Annotated in this window: 17 protein-coding genes and 1 riboswitch; of the genes, 5 read left to right on the top strand and 12 right to left on the bottom strand. The window is 63.4% G+C overall.

The features are described 5' to 3' along the window. Positions 1–71: 71 nt before the first annotated feature. The 4 genes from BKX98_RS09760 to BKX98_RS09775 form a co-directional block, all read right to left on the bottom strand. Positions 72–509, bottom strand: a complete 438-nt coding sequence (locus BKX98_RS09760; RefSeq protein WP_038992912.1) for a DUF6069 family protein — start codon at positions 507–509, stop codon at positions 72–74. A 98-nt stretch (positions 510–607) separates the two neighbouring features. Then, positions 608–1,018: a DUF6069 family protein gene (locus BKX98_RS09765; RefSeq protein ID WP_233125334.1), complete on the bottom strand. Its 411-nt coding sequence runs from the start codon at positions 1,016–1,018 to the stop codon at positions 608–610. Positions 1,019–1,169: 151 nt separating this feature from the next. Further along, positions 1,170–1,502 (bottom strand): DUF202 domain-containing protein, encoded by a 333-nt coding sequence (locus tag BKX98_RS09770; protein ID WP_073707084.1) that lies wholly within the window; start codon positions 1,500–1,502, stop codon positions 1,170–1,172. Continuing rightward, on the bottom strand, positions 1,499–1,882 hold the full coding sequence (locus BKX98_RS09775) for a YidH family protein (RefSeq protein ID WP_066143268.1): 384 nt from the start codon (positions 1,880–1,882) through the stop codon (positions 1,499–1,501). The genes BKX98_RS09770 and BKX98_RS09775 overlap by 4 nt, the downstream gene beginning before the upstream one ends. A 149-nt stretch (positions 1,883–2,031) precedes the next feature. Between BKX98_RS09775 and BKX98_RS09780 the strand changes: the two genes are divergently transcribed. Further along, positions 2,032–3,078 (top strand): MBL fold metallo-hydrolase, encoded by a 1,047-nt coding sequence (locus tag BKX98_RS09780; RefSeq protein WP_073707085.1) that lies wholly within the window; start codon positions 2,032–2,034, stop codon positions 3,076–3,078. Then, the gene (locus tag BKX98_RS09785) at positions 3,075–4,424 is read left to right on the top strand and encodes an MFS transporter (protein ID WP_073707086.1); all 1,350 of its coding nucleotides are present in this window, start codon (positions 3,075–3,077) and stop codon (positions 4,422–4,424) included. Before BKX98_RS09780 ends, BKX98_RS09785 begins: the two co-directional genes overlap by 4 nt. A gap of 35 nt (positions 4,425–4,459) precedes the next feature. Here the strand turns inward: BKX98_RS09785 and BKX98_RS09790 are convergent, their stop codons facing one another. From BKX98_RS09790 to BKX98_RS09800, 3 genes are all read right to left on the bottom strand, one after another. Continuing rightward, complete coding sequence (locus tag BKX98_RS09790) at positions 4,460–5,386, bottom strand: LysR family transcriptional regulator (RefSeq protein WP_038993412.1); 927 nt, start codon at positions 5,384–5,386, stop codon at positions 4,460–4,462. A gap of 91 nt (positions 5,387–5,477) precedes the next feature. Beyond that, on the bottom strand, positions 5,478–6,707 hold the full coding sequence (locus BKX98_RS09795; RefSeq protein ID WP_073707087.1) for an acyl-CoA dehydrogenase family protein: 1,230 nt from the start codon (positions 6,705–6,707) through the stop codon (positions 5,478–5,480). 25 nt (positions 6,708–6,732) lie between these two features. Further along, positions 6,733–7,971 carry an acyl-CoA dehydrogenase family protein gene (locus BKX98_RS09800; protein WP_083586733.1) on the bottom strand — a complete coding sequence of 413 codons (1,239 nt, stop codon included), beginning with the start codon at positions 7,969–7,971 and terminating at the stop codon, positions 6,733–6,735. 48 nt (positions 7,972–8,019) lie between these two features. Further along, positions 8,020–8,110: riboswitch (SAM riboswitch) on the bottom strand. A gap of 216 nt (positions 8,111–8,326) precedes the next feature. Between BKX98_RS09800 and BKX98_RS09805 the strand changes: the two genes are divergently transcribed. Continuing rightward, positions 8,327–8,683: an SdpI family protein gene (locus BKX98_RS09805; protein WP_073707088.1), complete on the top strand. Its 357-nt coding sequence runs from the start codon at positions 8,327–8,329 to the stop codon at positions 8,681–8,683. A gap of 107 nt (positions 8,684–8,790) precedes the next feature. Here the strand turns inward: BKX98_RS09805 and BKX98_RS09810 are convergent, their stop codons facing one another. From BKX98_RS09810 to BKX98_RS09825, 3 genes are all read right to left on the bottom strand, one after another. Then, positions 8,791–10,152: a GntP family permease gene (locus BKX98_RS09810; protein ID WP_073707089.1), complete on the bottom strand. Its 1,362-nt coding sequence runs from the start codon at positions 10,150–10,152 to the stop codon at positions 8,791–8,793. A 291-nt stretch (positions 10,153–10,443) separates the two neighbouring features. Beyond that, on the bottom strand, positions 10,444–11,505 hold the full coding sequence (locus tag BKX98_RS09815; RefSeq protein WP_073707090.1) for a sugar diacid recognition domain-containing protein: 1,062 nt from the start codon (positions 11,503–11,505) through the stop codon (positions 10,444–10,446). A 405-nt stretch (positions 11,506–11,910) separates the two neighbouring features. After that, a complete protein-coding gene (locus BKX98_RS09825) occupies positions 11,911–12,459 on the bottom strand; it encodes a hypothetical protein (protein WP_073707091.1) in 549 nt (182 codons plus the stop codon). Between the two features lie 184 nt (positions 12,460–12,643). Here BKX98_RS09825 and BKX98_RS09830 point away from each other — a divergent pair, with 184 nt between their 5' ends. Continuing rightward, entirely contained in the window at positions 12,644–13,492 is an 849-nt protein-coding gene (locus BKX98_RS09830; protein WP_073707092.1) for an SDR family oxidoreductase, read from the top strand. A gap of 15 nt (positions 13,493–13,507) precedes the next feature. Here BKX98_RS09830 and BKX98_RS09835 read toward each other — a convergent pair whose 3' ends face one another. After that, positions 13,508–14,686, bottom strand: coding sequence for a glycerate kinase (locus BKX98_RS09835; protein WP_073707093.1), 1,179 nt, complete (start codon positions 14,684–14,686; stop codon positions 13,508–13,510). A gap of 254 nt (positions 14,687–14,940) precedes the next feature. Then, positions 14,941–15,399 carry a MarR family winged helix-turn-helix transcriptional regulator gene (locus tag BKX98_RS09840; protein WP_073707094.1) on the bottom strand — a complete coding sequence of 153 codons (459 nt, stop codon included), beginning with the start codon at positions 15,397–15,399 and terminating at the stop codon, positions 14,941–14,943. Between the two features lie 71 nt (positions 15,400–15,470). Between BKX98_RS09840 and BKX98_RS09845 the strand changes: the two genes are divergently transcribed. Continuing rightward, positions 15,471–16,925 (top strand): MFS transporter, encoded by a 1,455-nt coding sequence (locus tag BKX98_RS09845; protein ID WP_233125335.1) that lies wholly within the window; start codon positions 15,471–15,473, stop codon positions 16,923–16,925. The last annotated feature ends 120 nt before the right edge of the window (positions 16,926–17,045 follow it).

Genomic DNA, 17,045 nt, shown 5'->3' on the forward strand with positions numbered 1-17,045 from the left:
ATCCGTTTAACGCAAAGAACCTCGCAGAGCAGATCATTGCTGATCGTTCTGCGAGGTTTTGCGCATCAGGCTCAAGCCACTGCTACGTCCTTGGAAGGAACGTGCAGCTTCTTGTTGCCGTAGTGCACGGAGAAGAACCAGCCGATGCCGGTCACGATATGGATCAGGCTCAGGCCCACTGCGGTAGCGGCATCCGCTGCGTGCATGATCGGGAAGGCGATCGATGCGACAGCTATAACCAGGCCGACCCACTGCGCGATCTTGCAAATGCCCTTGTTTGCCCGTCCAATCAGGAATACCACCAGGCCGAAGAACAGGATCGGGATCAACGTGAACTGAAGCAGGTGGTCGAAGGCGACAACATCGGTTGGATTCGGACCGATCCGGCGGGATGCTCCAGCGGCGCCAGCCAGGAAGAAAATGATGACGTTCAGGTAGCTGGTGCCCAGCGCCCCGATAATCACTTGGATGAAATTGAATGGGCTGTTGGGCTGTCCCTGAGCCGTCATGGCACTCCTAGAATTGTTGAAAGTTCTCAACCATTCTATTCCTGACCGCCTGTGCCGCGGCTCTCAATAACCCGTGAGAACCGCGACACTTAGCATGGCTATATGTTTTCCAGCTCCGCGATCTCGTTGAACTTCCTGTTCGAGTAGTTCACCGCGATATACCAGGACGCCGCGACCACCAGGTGCATGATGGTCACCGCCAACGCGGTCCCCCAGTCCTCGGCGAAGAACCACTGCACCACCGCCGAGGCCAGCACGACTGCAACGCCGATGACCTGGGCGATGCGGCAGAACCCCGGCTTGGCCCGGCCAATCAAGAAGGTCAGAAACCCGAGAACGAGAATCGGCGGAGCGGTAAAGCGCACGATATGGATGAAGTCCAGGTTCTGGAACAAGCCGCCGGAGTACTCCATGGATGCGCCGATGACCCTGGCAATGAAGTAGGCCAAGACACTCAGCGACATGGCCCCGAAAGCCGCAATCACCACCTGGGCGAAATTGAACGGCATCTTGAATCTAGCCTCAGCCTGCATCGCAAATCATCCCCTTTTACGGCGAATTCGAGCTGAACCGGTAGTTCCACTGTACGCCCGCTGGCGGCAAATGGATCCGCCAATTTTCCGATGCTTCAGGCATCACGTGCACACGGCCGCGCCCTGCCTAGTTCGGGCCGAGCACCATGAACAGCGCATATCCGCCCAGCGCACAGAGCGCCAGCGTGGTCATCAGCACCGCCACCACGTCCGCCTGGACCTTCTCGTGCTTCACCCCGAGGGCCATGCGCCGATAGCGCGCACGCTGCGAGACCAGGATTCCCAGAGCCATCGACGAGGACACCGCGATCAGCAGGATCATGCCGATGCCGTAGTGCGGCAGCCAGCGCAGGAAAACGGCCGAGACCACAAGAAAGGAAACCATCGTGCGATTCCACGCGAAGATGGTCCGCTCGGGCTGCAGGCCCGCATCGGCGATCTCGACGGGTTCGTTCTTCACGAGCCGAGCGACCAGAAGATCATGACGATGGCCGCCAGCGAGGCGACCACCGCGCCGAAGGCAAGCAGCGGGACAATGGCGGGAATCGGCAGCGGGCGGCCGGTGCGCATGCTGCGTTCCACGCGGACCCAGCGCACCGCGGCCCCGGCGGCGATCAGGATGCCGACGCCGATCACCAGCACCGCCAGCCAGGTGCGGAGCGGCGACGGGAACGCCTCGGCGGCGAAGGCCTCCAGCGCGGTGCCGCCGGCAAGGAACGCCAATGACGTGCGGACCCAGGCCAGGAAGGTGCGCTCGTTGGCAAGGGTGAAGCGCGGGTCGGGCTCGCTGCCGTGCGGCAGTAGCCAGCGTGAGATCCGGCTGCGTTCTGGCTCGGACATGACCCTCCTTGGTGTACGTCGATGCTATGAGCATACCCAACCAATCATCGGTGAAACCTATTTAGCTGGTTGATAAAAACAGTTTTACGGATGTGATCCAGCGCATAAGAATTGAATGCAGCACTTGAACGAAAGAAAGGGCGCATTCCATGGCCTCCACCAATCTCAATCCCCACGTCGTGACGCTGGGCACCGCCGGCGGTCCGCGCTGGTGGACCGGCGAGAACGCCGGCAAGCGCGCAGGCATTTCCACCGCCGTCGTCGTGGGCGACAGCGTCTATCTGGTGGATGCCGGAACCGGCGTGGGCAACCAGCTGATGAAGGCAGGATTCACCCCGGCTAACCTTCGCGGCATCTTCCTCACCCACCTGCATTCGGATCACACCATCGACCTGGCGTCGCTGGCCATCTTCGGCATGTTCACCCTGCCAGCCGGCAAGGCCCCGATCTCCATCATCGGCCCGGGCGACCGCGGCGCCCTGCCGCCAGCGTCGCCACGCGCCACCACCGCACCGCAGCCGGTCTTCGCGCAGAACCCGACCCCGGGCACCGCTTCGATGTTCGAGCACCTGATGCAGGCCTACGCCACTGACCTGAATGACCGCGTGATCGACGCGCTGCGCCCCTCCCCGCTGGACCACTTCATCGCCTCGGACATCGAAATCCCTGCCGGCACCGGGTACCACCCCAATGCCAACCCGACCCCGGCGGACTTCGCGCCATTCGAGATCTACCACGACGAGCTGGTCACGGTGACCGCAACCCTGGTCAAGCATCCGCCGATCGCCCCGGCCTTCGCCTTCCGCTTCGACACCGCCGAAGGCTCGGTGACCATTTCCGGGGACACCGCGCCCTGCCGGAACCTGGTGGCCCTGGCGAAGGACACCGACCTGCTGCTGCATGAGGCCATTGACTTCGACTGGGTGGAACGTGCGTACGGTTCGGTGGGCACCTTGGAAGCCCAAGCCTCGATGGACCACCACCGCGCTTCGCACACCTCGCCGGAACAGGCGATCGCGATTGCCCACGAAGCCGGGGCGCGCACCCTTGCGTTGCACCACCTGGTCCCCGGAACCACACCCCTGGAAGTCTGGGAGGCCCACGCCGAGAAATTCTCCGGCAACTACCGCGTGCCCAACGATCTGGACACGATATCCTTTTCCCGCGTCACTAGTGAAATGGCGGCAGCACGATGAGCAGCACCCTGAATAACCACAGCAGCGTGGAGGCGCCAATGAAGGTCCCCTCGCTGAACTCCCCGCAGATGCGCCGGATCCTGGCCTCCAGCTTCATTGGCAGCGCGATCGAATTCTACGATTTCATCCTCTATGCCACCGCGGCCTCGCTGGTCTTCAACAAGGTCTTCTTCGTGGGACTGACCCCAGGCGTGGCAATCTTCGCCTCTTTCGCCACCCTGGCTGTGGGCTACCTGGCCCGCCCTCTGGGCGGCATCATCTTCGGCCACTTCGGCGACAAGATCGGGCGCAAGGGCGTGCTGATCACCTCGATGGCCATGATGGGCGGCGCCTCGACGCTGATCGGGCTGCTGCCTCCCACTGCCCAGATCGGCATGCTGGCCCCGATCGCACTGATTACCCTGCGCATCGTCCAGGGCCTGGCCGTGGGCGGCGAATGGGGTGGCGCCATGCTGATGGCTCTCGAGCACGCGCCGAAGGAACGCCGCGGCTTCGCCGCGAGCTTCGCGAACATGGGCGGCCCGGCCGGCGCCGTGATGGCTACCTTGGCGGTCTCCGCCGTCTCCATCATGCCCAATGAGCAGTTCCTGGCCTGGGGCTGGCGCATTCCGTTCCTGATCAGCATCGCGCTGGTGGGCATCGGGCTGGTCATCCGCCTGAAGGTCACCGAATCCCCGCTGTTCCTGGCCCTGGAAGACAAGGCCGAAGAGCGCAAGACCCCGTTCATGGAGGTCATCACGAAGTACCCGAAGTCGGTCATCCGCGGAACCCTGGTGGGCATGAGCTCCTACACCGTGCAGGGCCTGATGACCGTCTGGGCCATCTCCTACGTGGTCGAGGAAGTCGGTTTGGACCGCACCGCGGTGCTGAACATCAAGGCCATCGGTGCCGCATTGACCGTGGTGGGCATCTGGGTATCCTCCCGCTACTCCGACAAGCTGGGCCGCCGCCCGGTCATGATGGTCGGCATCCTCGCCGGCGCCGTGGCCGCCCTGCCGATCATGTGGATGCTGGAACTGGGCCAGCTGTGGCTGTTCGCCATCGCCCTGTTCGTGGCCAACGGCATCATCCAGGCGTTCATCTTCGGGCCGTTCGGCGCGTTCACCGCCGAACTGTTCCCCACCCGCATCCGCTACACCGGCGCCTCGCTCGTCTACCAGCTCTCCTCCACCGTGGGCGCAGGCTTCACCCCGATGATCGTCGCCGGCCTGGTGCTGCTGGGCGGCGGATCGCTGTGGATCGCCGGCGCCGTCTGGGCTGCCGCGTTCATTGTCGCCGCGCTGGCCATGCGCGGCATCAAGGAAGGCCGCGACGCGGACCTCGAAGCCGAGGAGATGAGCCACTAGAACCTTGGTGCCTGGAGCGCGGAGCCGGCTGGAACCTATGGGTTCCGGCCGGCCTCGCGCTCTTTCTCGGCACCGGTTTCCTCGCAGAAATCCAGGAACGCGCGCAGCCGCAGGCTCAGGCGTTCCGAGGCGGTATAGGCCACGCAGATGTCGCTGACCCCGACCTCGCCTTCGATCTCCAGCACCGACAGCGGCAATCCGTCATAGCTCAGGTTGACCGGCGGACGCTGCACCAGCACGGTGTAGCCCAGTCCGCGGGCCACCATCCCGCGTACCGCCTCGAAGCTCTGCGAACTCCAGCGCACCTTCGGGTCCAAACCCGACATGCGCAGGTTCACCAGCTGGTTATCGCGCACCGTGGGAATGTCCAGGGAAACGAAATCGTCATCGGCCAGCTCGGCGAGCGCAACCGAGGTGCGGTCCGCCAGCCGGTGGTTCCCGCCCACCAGCACATAGGGACGGCCCGACATCACCCGGCGCCAGGAAACCTGCGGCAGCAGGTGGCGGGTATGGGTGAGCACCGCATCCAGGTGGCCCTTGAGCATGCGTTCTTGCAGCTCGGCGCCATCGCCTTCCACCAAGGTCACCTGCAGGTCCGGGTGGACATTGGTGAAGCGTTCGCAGATCACCGGGATCCAGAACGCTGCCAGCGAGGAATAGCAGCCGATCACCAGCGGGCCCGAGAGCTTGGTCTGGCGTTCGACAATCAGGTCCTGCACCTCTTCGGCATGGCGCACCAGCGCCCGCGAATCCAGCAGGAAGTCGGTGCCGACAGCGGTGAGCACCACCCCGCGCGCCCGGCGGCGCACCAGCAGCTGGGAGCCGACGGCGCGCTCCAGCTCGTCCATCGACTGCGACATGGCGGCCTGGGAAATATGGCACTGCTTCGCCGCCGCGGAAATGGAGCCGAGTTCCGCGACGGCGACGAAGTACTGCAGCTGGCGCAGGGTGTAATTTATCACCCACACAGTCTAGCCAGCGGGCGATTCTGCAGGCGCAAAACAACAGGCCCAGCATCGGCAAAGAATGCTGGGCCTGTTACGGAAATGGAAGCTACTTCGAGGCGCCGATCGCCCACACGCGTGGAAGCTCGGTGCCGTTGACCGCCAGGTCGCCAATCAACCGCGCCTTGAAGACCCAAGGGTTGTGGTTGCCCGCGGTTCGGGCATTGCGCCAGTGCCGATCAAGGTTCTTGCTCACGCTCGTCGCGCTGGCAGCCAGCGCATCGAAGGCATGTGTGATGGCATTGAGCACCAGCGGGGTGAGCACCACCTGCGCCTGCGCGCTGGCCAACTCGGCCGCATCATTGGCCGCTTCGTCCTCTTCTGCGCTCGCCTGGCCGGTGTGCAGCGCCAGCGCTGTTTCGTAGGCTCCCTGCAACGCCGCCGAAACGCGTTGAACCGTTGCCGCGGCGGCGAAGGATGCAGCAGAGACCTCGCCGATCACCTGCAGCAGCTGCGGGTCTTCGGCCGCCACATTGGCTGCGGCATGGCTGAAGGTCCGCTTGCGCGCTTTCAGTTCGGCGGCGAAGTCCCGCTCTGCCGCTTTGGCGGAGCCGGCCAGGACCGCCAGCAGCACCTGCTGGTAGAACGCGGTCTGGTACTTGAAACGGGTGTCGAAGTCGATCAGGTCTTCCTCGGCCACCACCGCATCGGTGAACGTGGAGGTTCCGGTACCCGTGGTGCGCTGGCCGAAGCCATCCCAGTCATCGGCCAGCTCGACACCGGGCTGGTGGCGGTTGACCGCGGCGATCACGCGTTTTCCGGTGTCGGTGCGCTCGGCATAGGTGTCCAGCCAGTCAGCGAAAATTGAGCCGGTGGAATAGTACTTGGTTCCATTGATCTTGAACCCTCCCTCGCCGTCCGGGGTGACCTTGGTGATCACGTCGCCGACCTTCACGGTTCCAACCTCGGTCCACGAGTTGCCCACCAGTTCCCCGGCGGCGAAGCGGGCCAGCCACTTGTCACGACCCGGACCCGGCTCTGCCACCAGCCGATCCTCGACGAAGGCGAAGTGCGCGCGCAGCGCCTGGGCGATATTGGAATCAGCGGCCGCAAGATCCACGAACAGCTCGAAGAGCTCAGGCAGGGTCGCCCCGGCCCCGCCGTGCGATTCCGGAACCCGGATTGCGCCGAAGCCGGCGGCAGCCAGGTCCGCGACTGCCTGGTAGGGCAGTTCGCCGGTGCGGTCGCGTTCGGCAGCTCCCTGCGCGATGTCCGCGAAGAGCGGGGCAAAACGGGCTTTGAGCCCTGCAAGCCGAGTGCCAGTTGCAAGTACAGTCATCGTTCAGTCCAATCCGTGGGAATTTCTAGGTGTAGAGCGAGAGCGGCTGGGATTCTCCGCGCAGGAAGTACGCGCCGACCTCGATCTTCTTGTAGTCCACCGGGTCATGCAGCGAGTGGGTGCGCACATTGCGCCAATACAGGTCCAGGCCCACCGAGCTCGCGGTCGAGGATGATCCGGTCACCTCGAAGATCCGGTTCGCCACCTCGACGCCCACCTCGGTGGAAACCACCTTGGCTTCGGCAATTTCCACTGCCAGCGCGGCCCGCTCGGGCTGGGTGACGTCTCCGGCCTTCGACAGCAAGGCATCGAATTTCCGGCCGAGCTTCTCGGTCAGCGCCGCCACCGCGGCGGTGCGGGCCTTGAGCTCCCCGACGATCCGCTGGAAAATCGGATCCTGGGCGTAGGTGTCGGCCTGCGAGAACAGCCAGGCGTTCTTGCGGCCCAGCAGGATCTGCTTGCCACGCTCCAGCGCTCCTTCGGCAATGCCCAGGTAGAAATTGGCGAAAGCCAGCTGGATGCCCGGGGTGAGCAAGGTGGACACCGGTTCGTCGGTGACGAATCCGAGCAAGTCCTCGGCTTCAAGCCTGACGTTGTGGTACTTCAGCGAGTTGGATGCGCTGAGCCGCTGGCCCAGGTAGTCCCAGTCGTCAACGATTTCCAGTCCTTCGATGTCGCGGGGCAGCACGAAGGCGAGAATCTGCCCGTCGTATTCCCCGCCCTGGACCAGCGCGTTGATGACGATGACCTCGCCAACACCGGAACCAGTGGAGAACCGCTTGGCCCCGTTCAGCCGGTACCCATCCCCTTCGACGCTCAGCGTCAGATCCGGGTCAACCGGATTCACCGAATCGCCCCAGAGCCACCCGCCTTCCACGGTGCGTTGCCACCACTTGCCTTGCGCCCCCGCCGGAGCATAGAAGGCAATGCCCGACTGGTTGATGTAGTGGTAGGCCAGCAGCTGCGCGATGGATCCATCGGCCGCCGCCAGGATGCGGACCACGTCGAATGCCGTTTCCCAGTGGGCTCCTGCTCCGCCGAATTCTGCAGGCACCAAAAGGTTCAGCAAGCCGGCTTCGCGCAGCAGCTGCACCTCGGCGAATGGCTGCTGGTTCTTGCGGTCGCGTTCCAGGGCGTCTTGTGCGAGCGTGCCTGCCACCTGCTGGGCAACTTCGCGCCACTGCTCCAGCTCGGTTTCGCTGGCGTTCCCATAGTAGGGAACTCGGCGTAGTCCGGTGTCTTGTACGGTATCTTGCACTGTCATCTTCTTCTCCCTTGCGTTGCAGGTTCCGAAGGACGCAGGGTCCCTGCGATTCCATCGATCCTGGCGTTAGCACTACCTGCGGGATGCAGGCTTGCTGCGGCGTCGCGGAGCCAGGTCTCTCAGCCGCTCTGGATGGGTTGTGCTCCGAGTCAACCACTGCCGGCAGCAGTCACGGAAGGGCACTGTCATGCGAGGGAACGGCAGGACAAAATACGTCATCTTCGAGCCACCTGCTTGCCTGATCGATGGCTGCGCGGCCTTCATATGACACTTGCATGACGAAATTTGAACTCGGGAACTGCGCAACTTCCGAATAGGATGGCTGTTCACGGCGAATAGGCAGGATAGGTGGAACGTGGATCCAGCAAGCGTCATCTCCTTCATGTTCGGGTTGCTGGCCATCACTTTGGTGGCAGCGCTCCTCGCACCCATGGCCCGGGATGGAAAGCTCGCGCGCAATGCGGCCATCGGCATCAGGACGCGCCACACCTTGGCCAGCGACGAGGCCTGGTTGGCAGGGCATCGGCGGGCTGCGCCGCTGGTGGCCGCGGCTTCCTGGGCCGGCTGGGCCATGTTGTCCGGTGCAGCGATCCTCTGCGTGCTGGGCCAGTTCGGTTTCGCCTTCGCCACGACCGGCGCAGGTTATCTGGCCATTATCGTGTTGCTGATGGTCTCGGCTGCCAAAGCGAACCAGGCCGCGCGAGGCATCTAGCGGGCAGGACGTCGCTCTTCGGCTACCGCTTTCAGACACATCCTTAAAGCAACGGATCGCGCCATCGGCAGATGGTGCGATCCATTGCTTGCTGGGCCAGCGTCCTGCTACAGCAGCACGGCTCCCAGGAGCAATACCGTCAGGAAGGCGGCGGTACCCTGAATGGCGGTCGCCACGCTCAAGGTCTTGTATGCGGTAATCACCGGAATGCGGCTGAGCTGCGACACGACCCAGAAGTAGGAGTCGTTGGCGTGCGAGACAACCATCGCACCGGCACCGACGGCCAAGACCGTGAGCACCATGCCCAGTTCCGAACCCAGACCCAAGGAGCCGAGCATCGGCGCGACCAGCGCAGAGGTGGTCACCATGGACACAGTGGACGAGCCCTGCGCGGACTTCAGCGCAGCGGCGATCAGGAACGGCACCGCCAGGCCCAAGCCCAGGCCGCTGAGCGAATCCGAAAGGATCGTGGTCAGATCCGAGGCTGCCAGCACCGCGCCGAAGCCCGCACCGGCACCGGTGATCAGCAAGATCGGGGCAGCGGTGCGCACGGCTTCATGCATCTGCTCATTGAAGACCGCCAGCTTGCTGTCGCCGCTGAGCAGGAAGGTCGCGGAGATCAAGCCGAAGATCAGGGCGATCACCGGAGTACCGATGAAGGAAAGGATTTCCAGGGCAATGCCCTCGCCGAACGGGTGCGAAGGCAGCTTCGCAATGGAAGCGGCGCAGATCAGTACCAGCGGAACCAGGATCGGCATGAATGCCAATGCCGGGCTCGGCAATTTGCCGAAGCTCGCGCGCAGCTGCTCGTAGTCGAGTTCGGAGATGTCGTCATCGCCCTCGCTGGGCAACGGGGTCCACTTGGACTTGTTGAAACGGCTGGCGTAGGCCAAACCTGCCAGCGCAGAGATGGCGGCAACAGGCAAGCCGACGGCGATGATCAGGCCCAGGTTGTCGGCAACCCCGATGCTTTCCGCTGCGGCCAGCGGACCCGGAGTCGGCGGCACCATGGTGTGGGTTGCGTACAGGCCGGTCATCAGGGCGATGGATGTCGCCAGCGCAGAAACGCCGGTGCGCAGGGTGATGGCTTTGCGCAGCGAGTTGAGCACCACGTACCCGGAGTCGCAGAAGACCGGGATGGAAACGATATAGCCGATGATCGACAGCGTCAGGTTGGGGAACCGCGTGCCCAGGACCTTGATCAGCGCATCTGCCATGGAGATCGCGGCACCGGATTTCTCCAGGATCACACCGATCATTGTTCCGAACAGGATCACCAGACCGATGTTGCCCATGGTGCTGCCAAAGGCCGTGGTGACCGTCGAGGCCACGTCGGCCAGCGGAATCCGGTAGGCGAAGGCAGCCAGGATGGCGGCGCCAATGAGGGCGAGGAATGGGCTGATTTTCAAGCGTGCCGTGACCATTACGATGGCCACGACAAGGATCAGCAGAACAAGAAGTTCATACACGGCGGGTTGGCTCCTTTGCCAAAAACAGTAGTTCTCTGCTCCCGGCCCACGATGGCACAACCGGTGGATCAGCCCCGTCGGCAAAGCTGCTCAAAGCCTTGGCTGTTGGACTAGATACCTCCGTGCCGCCACGGAATTCGGGCGCAAAGATCGATCATCCTGCCAATACTAGAAAAACCCGCACCGATTACCTATGGGCACACGACCATATTTGCCCACTTTCGATTTGGGTCAATGTGTGCAAATATCCGGCTACTGCCACAACTGTCACCGCAACCCAGTTCCCGGGTCCTAGAAAATATGCAGCTGGCCCATGGCCGCTCTCGCGTAAATCGCATGCTGGAGTTTCAGTGACTCGCTGGACTGCCGGATGTCCACACCGCTAATCCGGCCGATCCGCTCAAGCCGTTGCACCAAGGTGTTGCGGTGAATATGCAGATCCGAGGCGGCTTGGCTCATCGATGCAGCCGTCGAAACCACCAAGAGGGTTTTGGCTTGTTCCTCGTTGAGCTGTTGCGCCGGAGCGGCGGCATGTTCCAGGCTGCGCGCTGGGGTGCGGGCGATAGCCACCGCAATTTCCCGGCTCCACATTCCGCGCTGGGCATGGCGGGGCACGAGCGACGGGTACCCCAGCAGCACGCGCAGCGCTTCGGTTTCGGCCATGAGCTCCTCCGCAGTTTCCACCGGCATGGACACGAGGAAACGTTCCTCGTTCAAGAGTTCTTCAGCGAAAGCAGGCTCGTGGGCTGCGCGCAGCCTCCAGTACGCACCGGACAGGCTGATCCAAGACGTGCGGTGGTGCTCCTTGGCAGGTTCTTCGAGCAACGGATCCTCGACGCTTCGCGGGAGCCATGCTTCGATGCACTTCGGCCCGCGCAAGCCATGGGCAGCCAGCGAGCGGTCGATGACTTCGGGGGCCACGCGGCCTGCGATCAGCGCAGAAATGATGTCTCGGGCCTCGGTCTCGCGGCGCGCACTGCGCGAGTGCTCGTAGTCCTGGGCGAAGAGCAATTGCACCGTCAAGGCAATCAGGCCGGCCAGCGGTTCCACCTCATGCGGAGCACCGGTCACGCCGACAACTCCGCACAGCTGGCCGTTCAGCGTCAGAGGGACATTGACCCCTGGCAGGGTTCCCGCGGAACCGTCAGCCTGGCTGACCCGGATGATGGCGTTGCGGCTGATTGCCTCGGCGCTGCCGTCGTGGTGGGTGCCGATTCGCGCGGCATCGGTCGAAGCGATGATGACCCCGTGAGCATTCATGATGTTCACGTTGCGGTTGATGGTCGGAGCGATAGTATCAACGACCTTTTGCGCCAATGCGCTGGCCAGCCGAGGTTGCTCCTTTTGATTCATGTCTTCATCCTAGCCGCCACCTTCCATACGGACATGGAAGTCCAAAACAGCTGCTCAAGGTCCTAGGCTCCCACGCTTGGAGATGCTAGGCTCGCTGAAGCAAGTTCTCCCCACGAAAGGTTCATCATGAGTTCAGCTGTCAGCTACCTGACGGGGGGATTTTTGGTCGCTCTGCTCGTGACGTTCAATATGACCTGGAGCCAGCAGCTTCCGGGCCTACTCGGTTTCTCTGCGATTCTGCTCAGCTTCCTCGGACTGGCCGGTTGCATTGTGTACGCAACTCGGTTAGCTCCGAACACCAACAGCTAGAGACCGACTTCCTTCGAACCATGAATTCGCAAGCCACCGGCCAAGTCACAGCAGAATGACTTGGCGGCCTGCGAATCATGGCCGACCAGATTAAAGCTACTTGTTGTTCTCGGCCGCCGCGCGCTCTTTCTCAATGGCCTGCACCTGGACAACCAAGTCGGGGGCAAAGGCATAAAGTTTTCCATCGGCCTGGTGGACCCAGAACCGTCCGCAGAGATCCGTGGTACGCGTCTGGGCGTCGTCTGGCCACCAGTCTGCATCCAACGTTCTAGTTTTGGATATTTCGACTGCTGCCAGATCCTTGGTACGCGGATCGGAAGCGTAGGCCTTAGCCAATTCTGCGTCGGTTGGATCTCCGACTTTGCTCAGAGCGGTGCACTGGCCATCGTTGAGTTTTCCTTCGTAGTCCATCACGAAAATACGTTCGTTGCCTGTGTTGCGCTGCACCAGTTCGATATTTGTTCCGCCTTCAGGAACCCAGTTCGGCAAGAGGCCATCTGCCACAGCTTTGCTGGAGGATTCCGCAGTTCTAGTCGTTGACTCATCCAGCTTGTCCGACAACAGATCGCTGACACTGCATCCGGATAGCAGGAGTGCAAAAATGATGCTCAGGGAGCCAACAGCGAGGTACCTTTTCTTGTTCATGGTTCAATCGTAGAAATCCACCCGCGCAAGGACATCGGCAGGCTGAGGTAACTCGGGACAGCCGATCTCAACCCCTCGGCTGACACCTCACGCCGCCGAAGTCGTCCCAACGCTGGGGTATCGAATAGGGCGCGCTTCGCCTAGGCTGGCACTGGGCATTGCACCAGAGGGGAAGCGAGCAGCCATGGGGTCCACGCCAAGTATTGCAGTCACCGGCTCCACCGGAGCGCTCGGATCACTGGTGGCCCATCAGCTCGCCCACCGCGGGATCGCCCAGCGCCTGCTGGCGCGCACGCCGTCGAAGGCCCCGGAATTGCCCGAGGCCGAGGTGCGGCAATTCGACTATGCCGACCAGTCCGCCAGCGCCGAGGCCCTTGACGGCGTTGAGGTGCTCTTCATGGTCTCCGCTCCGGAAGGGCCGCAGCGGATGGATCTGCACCGTGCCTTCATCGACGCGGCCAGCAAGGCCGGGGTAAAGCAGGTCATCTATACATCCTTTTCCGCCGCGGCACCCGATGCGCTGTTCACCCTTGCCCGCGAGCACCACGCCACCGAGCAATACCTGAAGGAGTCCGGGATGCGCTGGACTTTCCTGCGCGACAGCTTCTACCAGGACCTCATGCCGCACCTTGCCGGGCGGGACGGGGTCATCCGCGGACCGGCAGGCGAGGGCCGCTTCGTTCCGGTCGCCCGGGCCGACGTGGCGCGGTCCGCGGCCGCCGTGCTCGCAGATCCGGCAGAGCATGCCGGCGCCACCTACGAGCTGACCGGGCCGCAGTCCCTGGACATGGCCGATGTGGCACGCATCCTCAGCGGGGCCGGCGGCAAGCAGATCGTGTTCCACGACGAAACCATCGAGGAGGCCTACGCCTCGCGCGCGGTCTTCGGTGCCCCGGACTGGCAGCTGGATGCCTGGGTCAGCACCTATACAGCCATCGCCAGCGATGCGATGTCACAGGTGAGCAACCACGTCGAAATCATCACCGGCACCCCGCCGATGTCCTTCGGGGAATTCCTGCGCACGGCCGGCTGACCCCGAACGTGCAGGCTAGCGCAGGTAGGTGCGCGCCACGCTGAACGCGGTGCGCTCCACCAGGGACAGGGTCTGCGCGGAGAGTTCTGCCAGCGTTGCCGGCCCCGGGGCAATGGAATAAGCGGCCAGGATCCCGGATTCCTCCAGCTGCTCATCGGCCAGGTCCACCGACCCGGCAACCACGATCACCTCGGCGTTCTCGCCGGCTGCCTGCAGCACCCCGGAGACCACCTTTCCGTCCAGCGACTGCGAATCCAGGCGCCCTTCCCCGGTCAGTACCAGATCCGCGCCCTCGAGGATGCCGTGGGCGCCAAGCACTTGCGCCACCAAATCCCAGCCGGGGACCAGATCCACCTGGAAGTAGGATCCGAGGCTGATGGCCAAGCCGCCGGCCGCGCCCATGCCCGGCTGCTCGCGCAGCTTGCGCCCGGTATCGGCTTCCAGCACATCGGCCAGCCGGGCCAGGCCTGCATCCAGGAGCTGCACCTGCTCCTGGCTGGCGCCCTTCTGTGGACCGAAAACCGCGGCCGCGCCCTTGGCGCCGAGCAGCGGGTTGGTGACATCGCAGGCGATCTGCCATTGGACGTTCGCCGCCCGCGGGTCAAGCCGCGAGATGTCGATGGCTGCCAGATTCTGCAGCGCTCCGCCCCCGGCTGGCAGCTTCGCGCCGTCGGCATCAAGGAAGCTGGCGCCCAGCGCGGTGAGCAGCCCGGTGCCGCCGTCGGTAGTGGCCGAGCCGCCCAGGCACAGGATGATTTGCGAGACGCCCAGCTCCAGGGCCCGGGAGACCAGCGCGCCCAAACCGTAGGTCGTTGCCTCCAGCGGCTGGCGCTCGACGTCGCTGACCTGCGGCAGGCCGGCGGCTTCGGCCGCTTCGACCACTGCAATCTTCCCGTCGGCGGACAGTCCCAGCCGGGACGCGACTGGGCGCCCCAGGGCGTCGGTGGTCTGCACGCTGATCGCGTCGGTGCCCCAGGCATCGATCAACGCTTCGAGGGTGCCTTCTCCGCCATCGGCGAAGGGCACCGCGGTGATCTCGACATCGCGTTTGCGGCTGGCCGCTCCCTTGGCGAAGCCGTCGGCCAGGGCCGCGGCCACCTCGCTGGCCCGCCCGCTGCCCTTGAAGGAATCAGGCACGATGGCCACGTTCAACGGACGGGTTGCTGCGGGCGCTGGCTTCTGCATTGGAGTCATGCTTCCCAGCATAGGGAGAACCGGCTCGCGGGCCTATGGAGATTTGACCAAGTTTCGTGCCGGTCGGCCCGTGGATCTATGTGCATTTCGCCCAACGGCCTTCTGTGTACCTTGCCTGTGCGGAAGCATCGAATATGCGTAGCTGAGCCAAAGGGACGGCACAGAAACCGCCAGTAGTGTTGTAAACACCTCTTGAAGGTGCGAGTGATGATCGTAGAAGTTCCCGTTGGATATTGCCCAACGGGAACTTCTCTTTAAGCCCTTTTGGCTTCGCTGTACTCTTCGATCGAGCTGTTGAAGCGATTCAGGTACTTGGCGAATTGCTCGATATCCGCGGAGCTCCAATCGCCCAGGACCTGCTCCAGCGAAGCGATGGACAGCGCGCGGGAATCCGACAGCCGCTCAGCGCCCATCGAGGTCAGGCAGATCTTGCGGGCGACATTTCCCTGGGGATCGGCAATGCGTTCCAGATACCCGTCCTTGATGGCCGCGGTCACCTGGCGTTGCAGAGTCGAGTTATCCAGGCGCAGTGCCTGGCTCAGTTCGGTAATGGTCATCGGGCCCTGCCCGTCAATGCGGCTCATCAGCAGGTACACGCTGCGGTCAAGCCCTCCCGAATGGCGCCGATGGGCGATGGTGTAGCGGCTTAGCATGATCTGCTCGTATTCGATCTCTGCGATGCGGTCCTTGATCCCGGCCTGTTCTTCTGGCATTTCTCCATCATACCCTTGATGTGTAAGATACATATTGTATGTAAGATACATATTGTATGTAAGTTACACATTTGCTTCGGAAGGCTCCCCTGCCCACAACCACCCCCGCCGGAAAAACCAGTTCCGGATTCATCGTCGGCATTCTCGCCACCGCTGGCATCGCCTCATCGCTCACGCAGACGATGGTCGCCCCGCTCATCCCGCAGCTGCCGGAAATCTTCAATACCTCGCCGGATAACACCGCGTGGATCATTACCGCCACCCTGCTGGCGGCCGCAGTGGTCATGCCGATCTCGGGACGGCTGGGCGATATGTTCGGCAAGCGCCGCATCCTGGTCTTGCTGGCTATCCCGCTCATCCTCGGCGGCCTGATCTGCGCGCTCGCGCCGAATACCACGGTGATGATCGTCGGGCGCACCCTGCAGGGCTTCGGCTCCGGCATGGTCCCGCTGGGCATTGCCATGCTGCGCGATCTCGTCGACAAGGAGCGCCTGCCTTCGGCGATCGCCACGGTCTCCGCCACCCTGGGCGTCGGCGGCGCCATCGGCCTGCCGCTGTCGGCGGCCATCACCCAGTTCTCCTCTTGGCGCGTGCTGTTCTGCATCGGCGCGGCGATCACGCTGATCGTGGTCTTGCTGATCCTCAAGTTCATCCCGGTAGCCGGCACCACCCGCAGCACCTGCCGCTTCGACTGGATCGGAGCCATCGGCCTGATCTGCCTGATGCTCGGCGTTTCCAAGAGCTCGACCTGGGGCTGGGGATCGATCCCGGTGCTCGCCCTGCTGATTGCCGCCGTCGTGGTCCTCGTCATCTGGGGCTTCTGGGAATTGAAGACCGCCAGCCCGCTGGTGGACCTGCGCACCGCCGCCATTCCCCGGGTGCTGCTGACGAATATCGCGTCGATCTTCGTGGGCTTCGGCATGTACTCCAGCTCGCTGGTGATGCCGCAGATTCTGCAGATGCCAGCCGAAGCTGGCTACGGCCTGGGGCAAAGCATCCTGGCCGCCGGCCTGTGGATGGCGCCGGCAGGACTGATGATGCTGGTCCTCTCCCCCGTGAGCGGCTGGCTGACCAGTGCCAAGGGCCCCAAGTTCACGCTGGTGCTGGGCATCGCCATTATGGCGCTCGGCTACTCGGCCGGTCCGCTGGGCATGACCAGCACCTGGGGCCTGCTGGCGGTCAGCCTGGTCATCAACAGCGGTGTCGCCCTGGCCTATGGCGCCATGCCTGCCATCATCATGGGCGCAGTGCCGCGCAGCGAGACCGGTGCGGCCAATGGCTTCAACACCCTGATGCGTTCCTTGGGCACCACCTCTGGCGCGGCCATCATCGGGCTGGTCCTTGCGGACATGACCATTGATTTCCATGGCGTCGTACTGCCATCCGAAGCCGGCTTCCACACGACCCTGTGGCTTGGCTCCGGCATTTGCGTGGTGGCAGCGATCATCGCCGCCTGCATTCCCGCCATGGCCAAGCCGAAGCCCGAAAGCGTGGGCACGCCCCAGCCGCTGGCCAGCATCGATTAGCCCAACTCCCAGTATTCAAGGTTTCCGAGGTTTCAGCCCAGCCGGGGCATAGGAAGCACCCCTAGAGTTGAAAGCACTTCATGAAGGTGCGAGTGATGATCGGGCAACTCCCGCTGGGCA

Origin of the sequence: Glutamicibacter sp. 0426, from assembly GCF_001906485.1 — a bacterium.
Classification (GTDB): Bacteria; Actinomycetota; Actinomycetes; order Actinomycetales; family Micrococcaceae; genus Glutamicibacter; species Glutamicibacter nicotianae.

Coding starts and splice junctions, on each gene's coding strand:
- BKX98_RS09760 (WP_038992912.1), bottom strand. CDS start 509: ATGACGGCTCAGGGACAGCCCAACAGCCCATTCAATTTCATCCAAGTG.
- BKX98_RS09765 (WP_233125334.1), bottom strand. CDS start 1,018: ATGCCGTTCAATTTCGCCCAGGTGGTGATTGCGGCTTTCGGGGCCATG.
- BKX98_RS09775 (WP_066143268.1), bottom strand. CDS start 1,882: ATGTCCGAGCCAGAACGCAGCCGGATCTCACGCTGGCTACTGCCGCAC.
- BKX98_RS09780 (WP_073707085.1), top strand. CDS start 2,032: ATGGCCTCCACCAATCTCAATCCCCACGTCGTGACGCTGGGCACCGCC.
- BKX98_RS09785 (WP_073707086.1), top strand. CDS start 3,075: ATGAGCAGCACCCTGAATAACCACAGCAGCGTGGAGGCGCCAATGAAG.
- BKX98_RS09795 (WP_073707087.1), bottom strand. CDS start 6,707: ATGACTGTACTTGCAACTGGCACTCGGCTTGCAGGGCTCAAAGCCCGT.
- BKX98_RS09800 (WP_083586733.1), bottom strand. CDS start 7,971: ATGACAGTGCAAGATACCGTACAAGACACCGGACTACGCCGAGTTCCC.
- BKX98_RS09815 (WP_073707090.1), bottom strand. CDS start 11,505: ATGAATCAAAAGGAGCAACCTCGGCTGGCCAGCGCATTGGCGCAAAAG.
- BKX98_RS09825 (WP_073707091.1), bottom strand. CDS start 12,459: ATGAACAAGAAAAGGTACCTCGCTGTTGGCTCCCTGAGCATCATTTTT.
- BKX98_RS09830 (WP_073707092.1), top strand. CDS start 12,644: ATGGGGTCCACGCCAAGTATTGCAGTCACCGGCTCCACCGGAGCGCTC.
- BKX98_RS09835 (WP_073707093.1), bottom strand. CDS start 14,686: ATGACTCCAATGCAGAAGCCAGCGCCCGCAGCAACCCGTCCGTTGAAC.
- BKX98_RS09840 (WP_073707094.1), bottom strand. CDS start 15,399: ATGCCAGAAGAACAGGCCGGGATCAAGGACCGCATCGCAGAGATCGAA.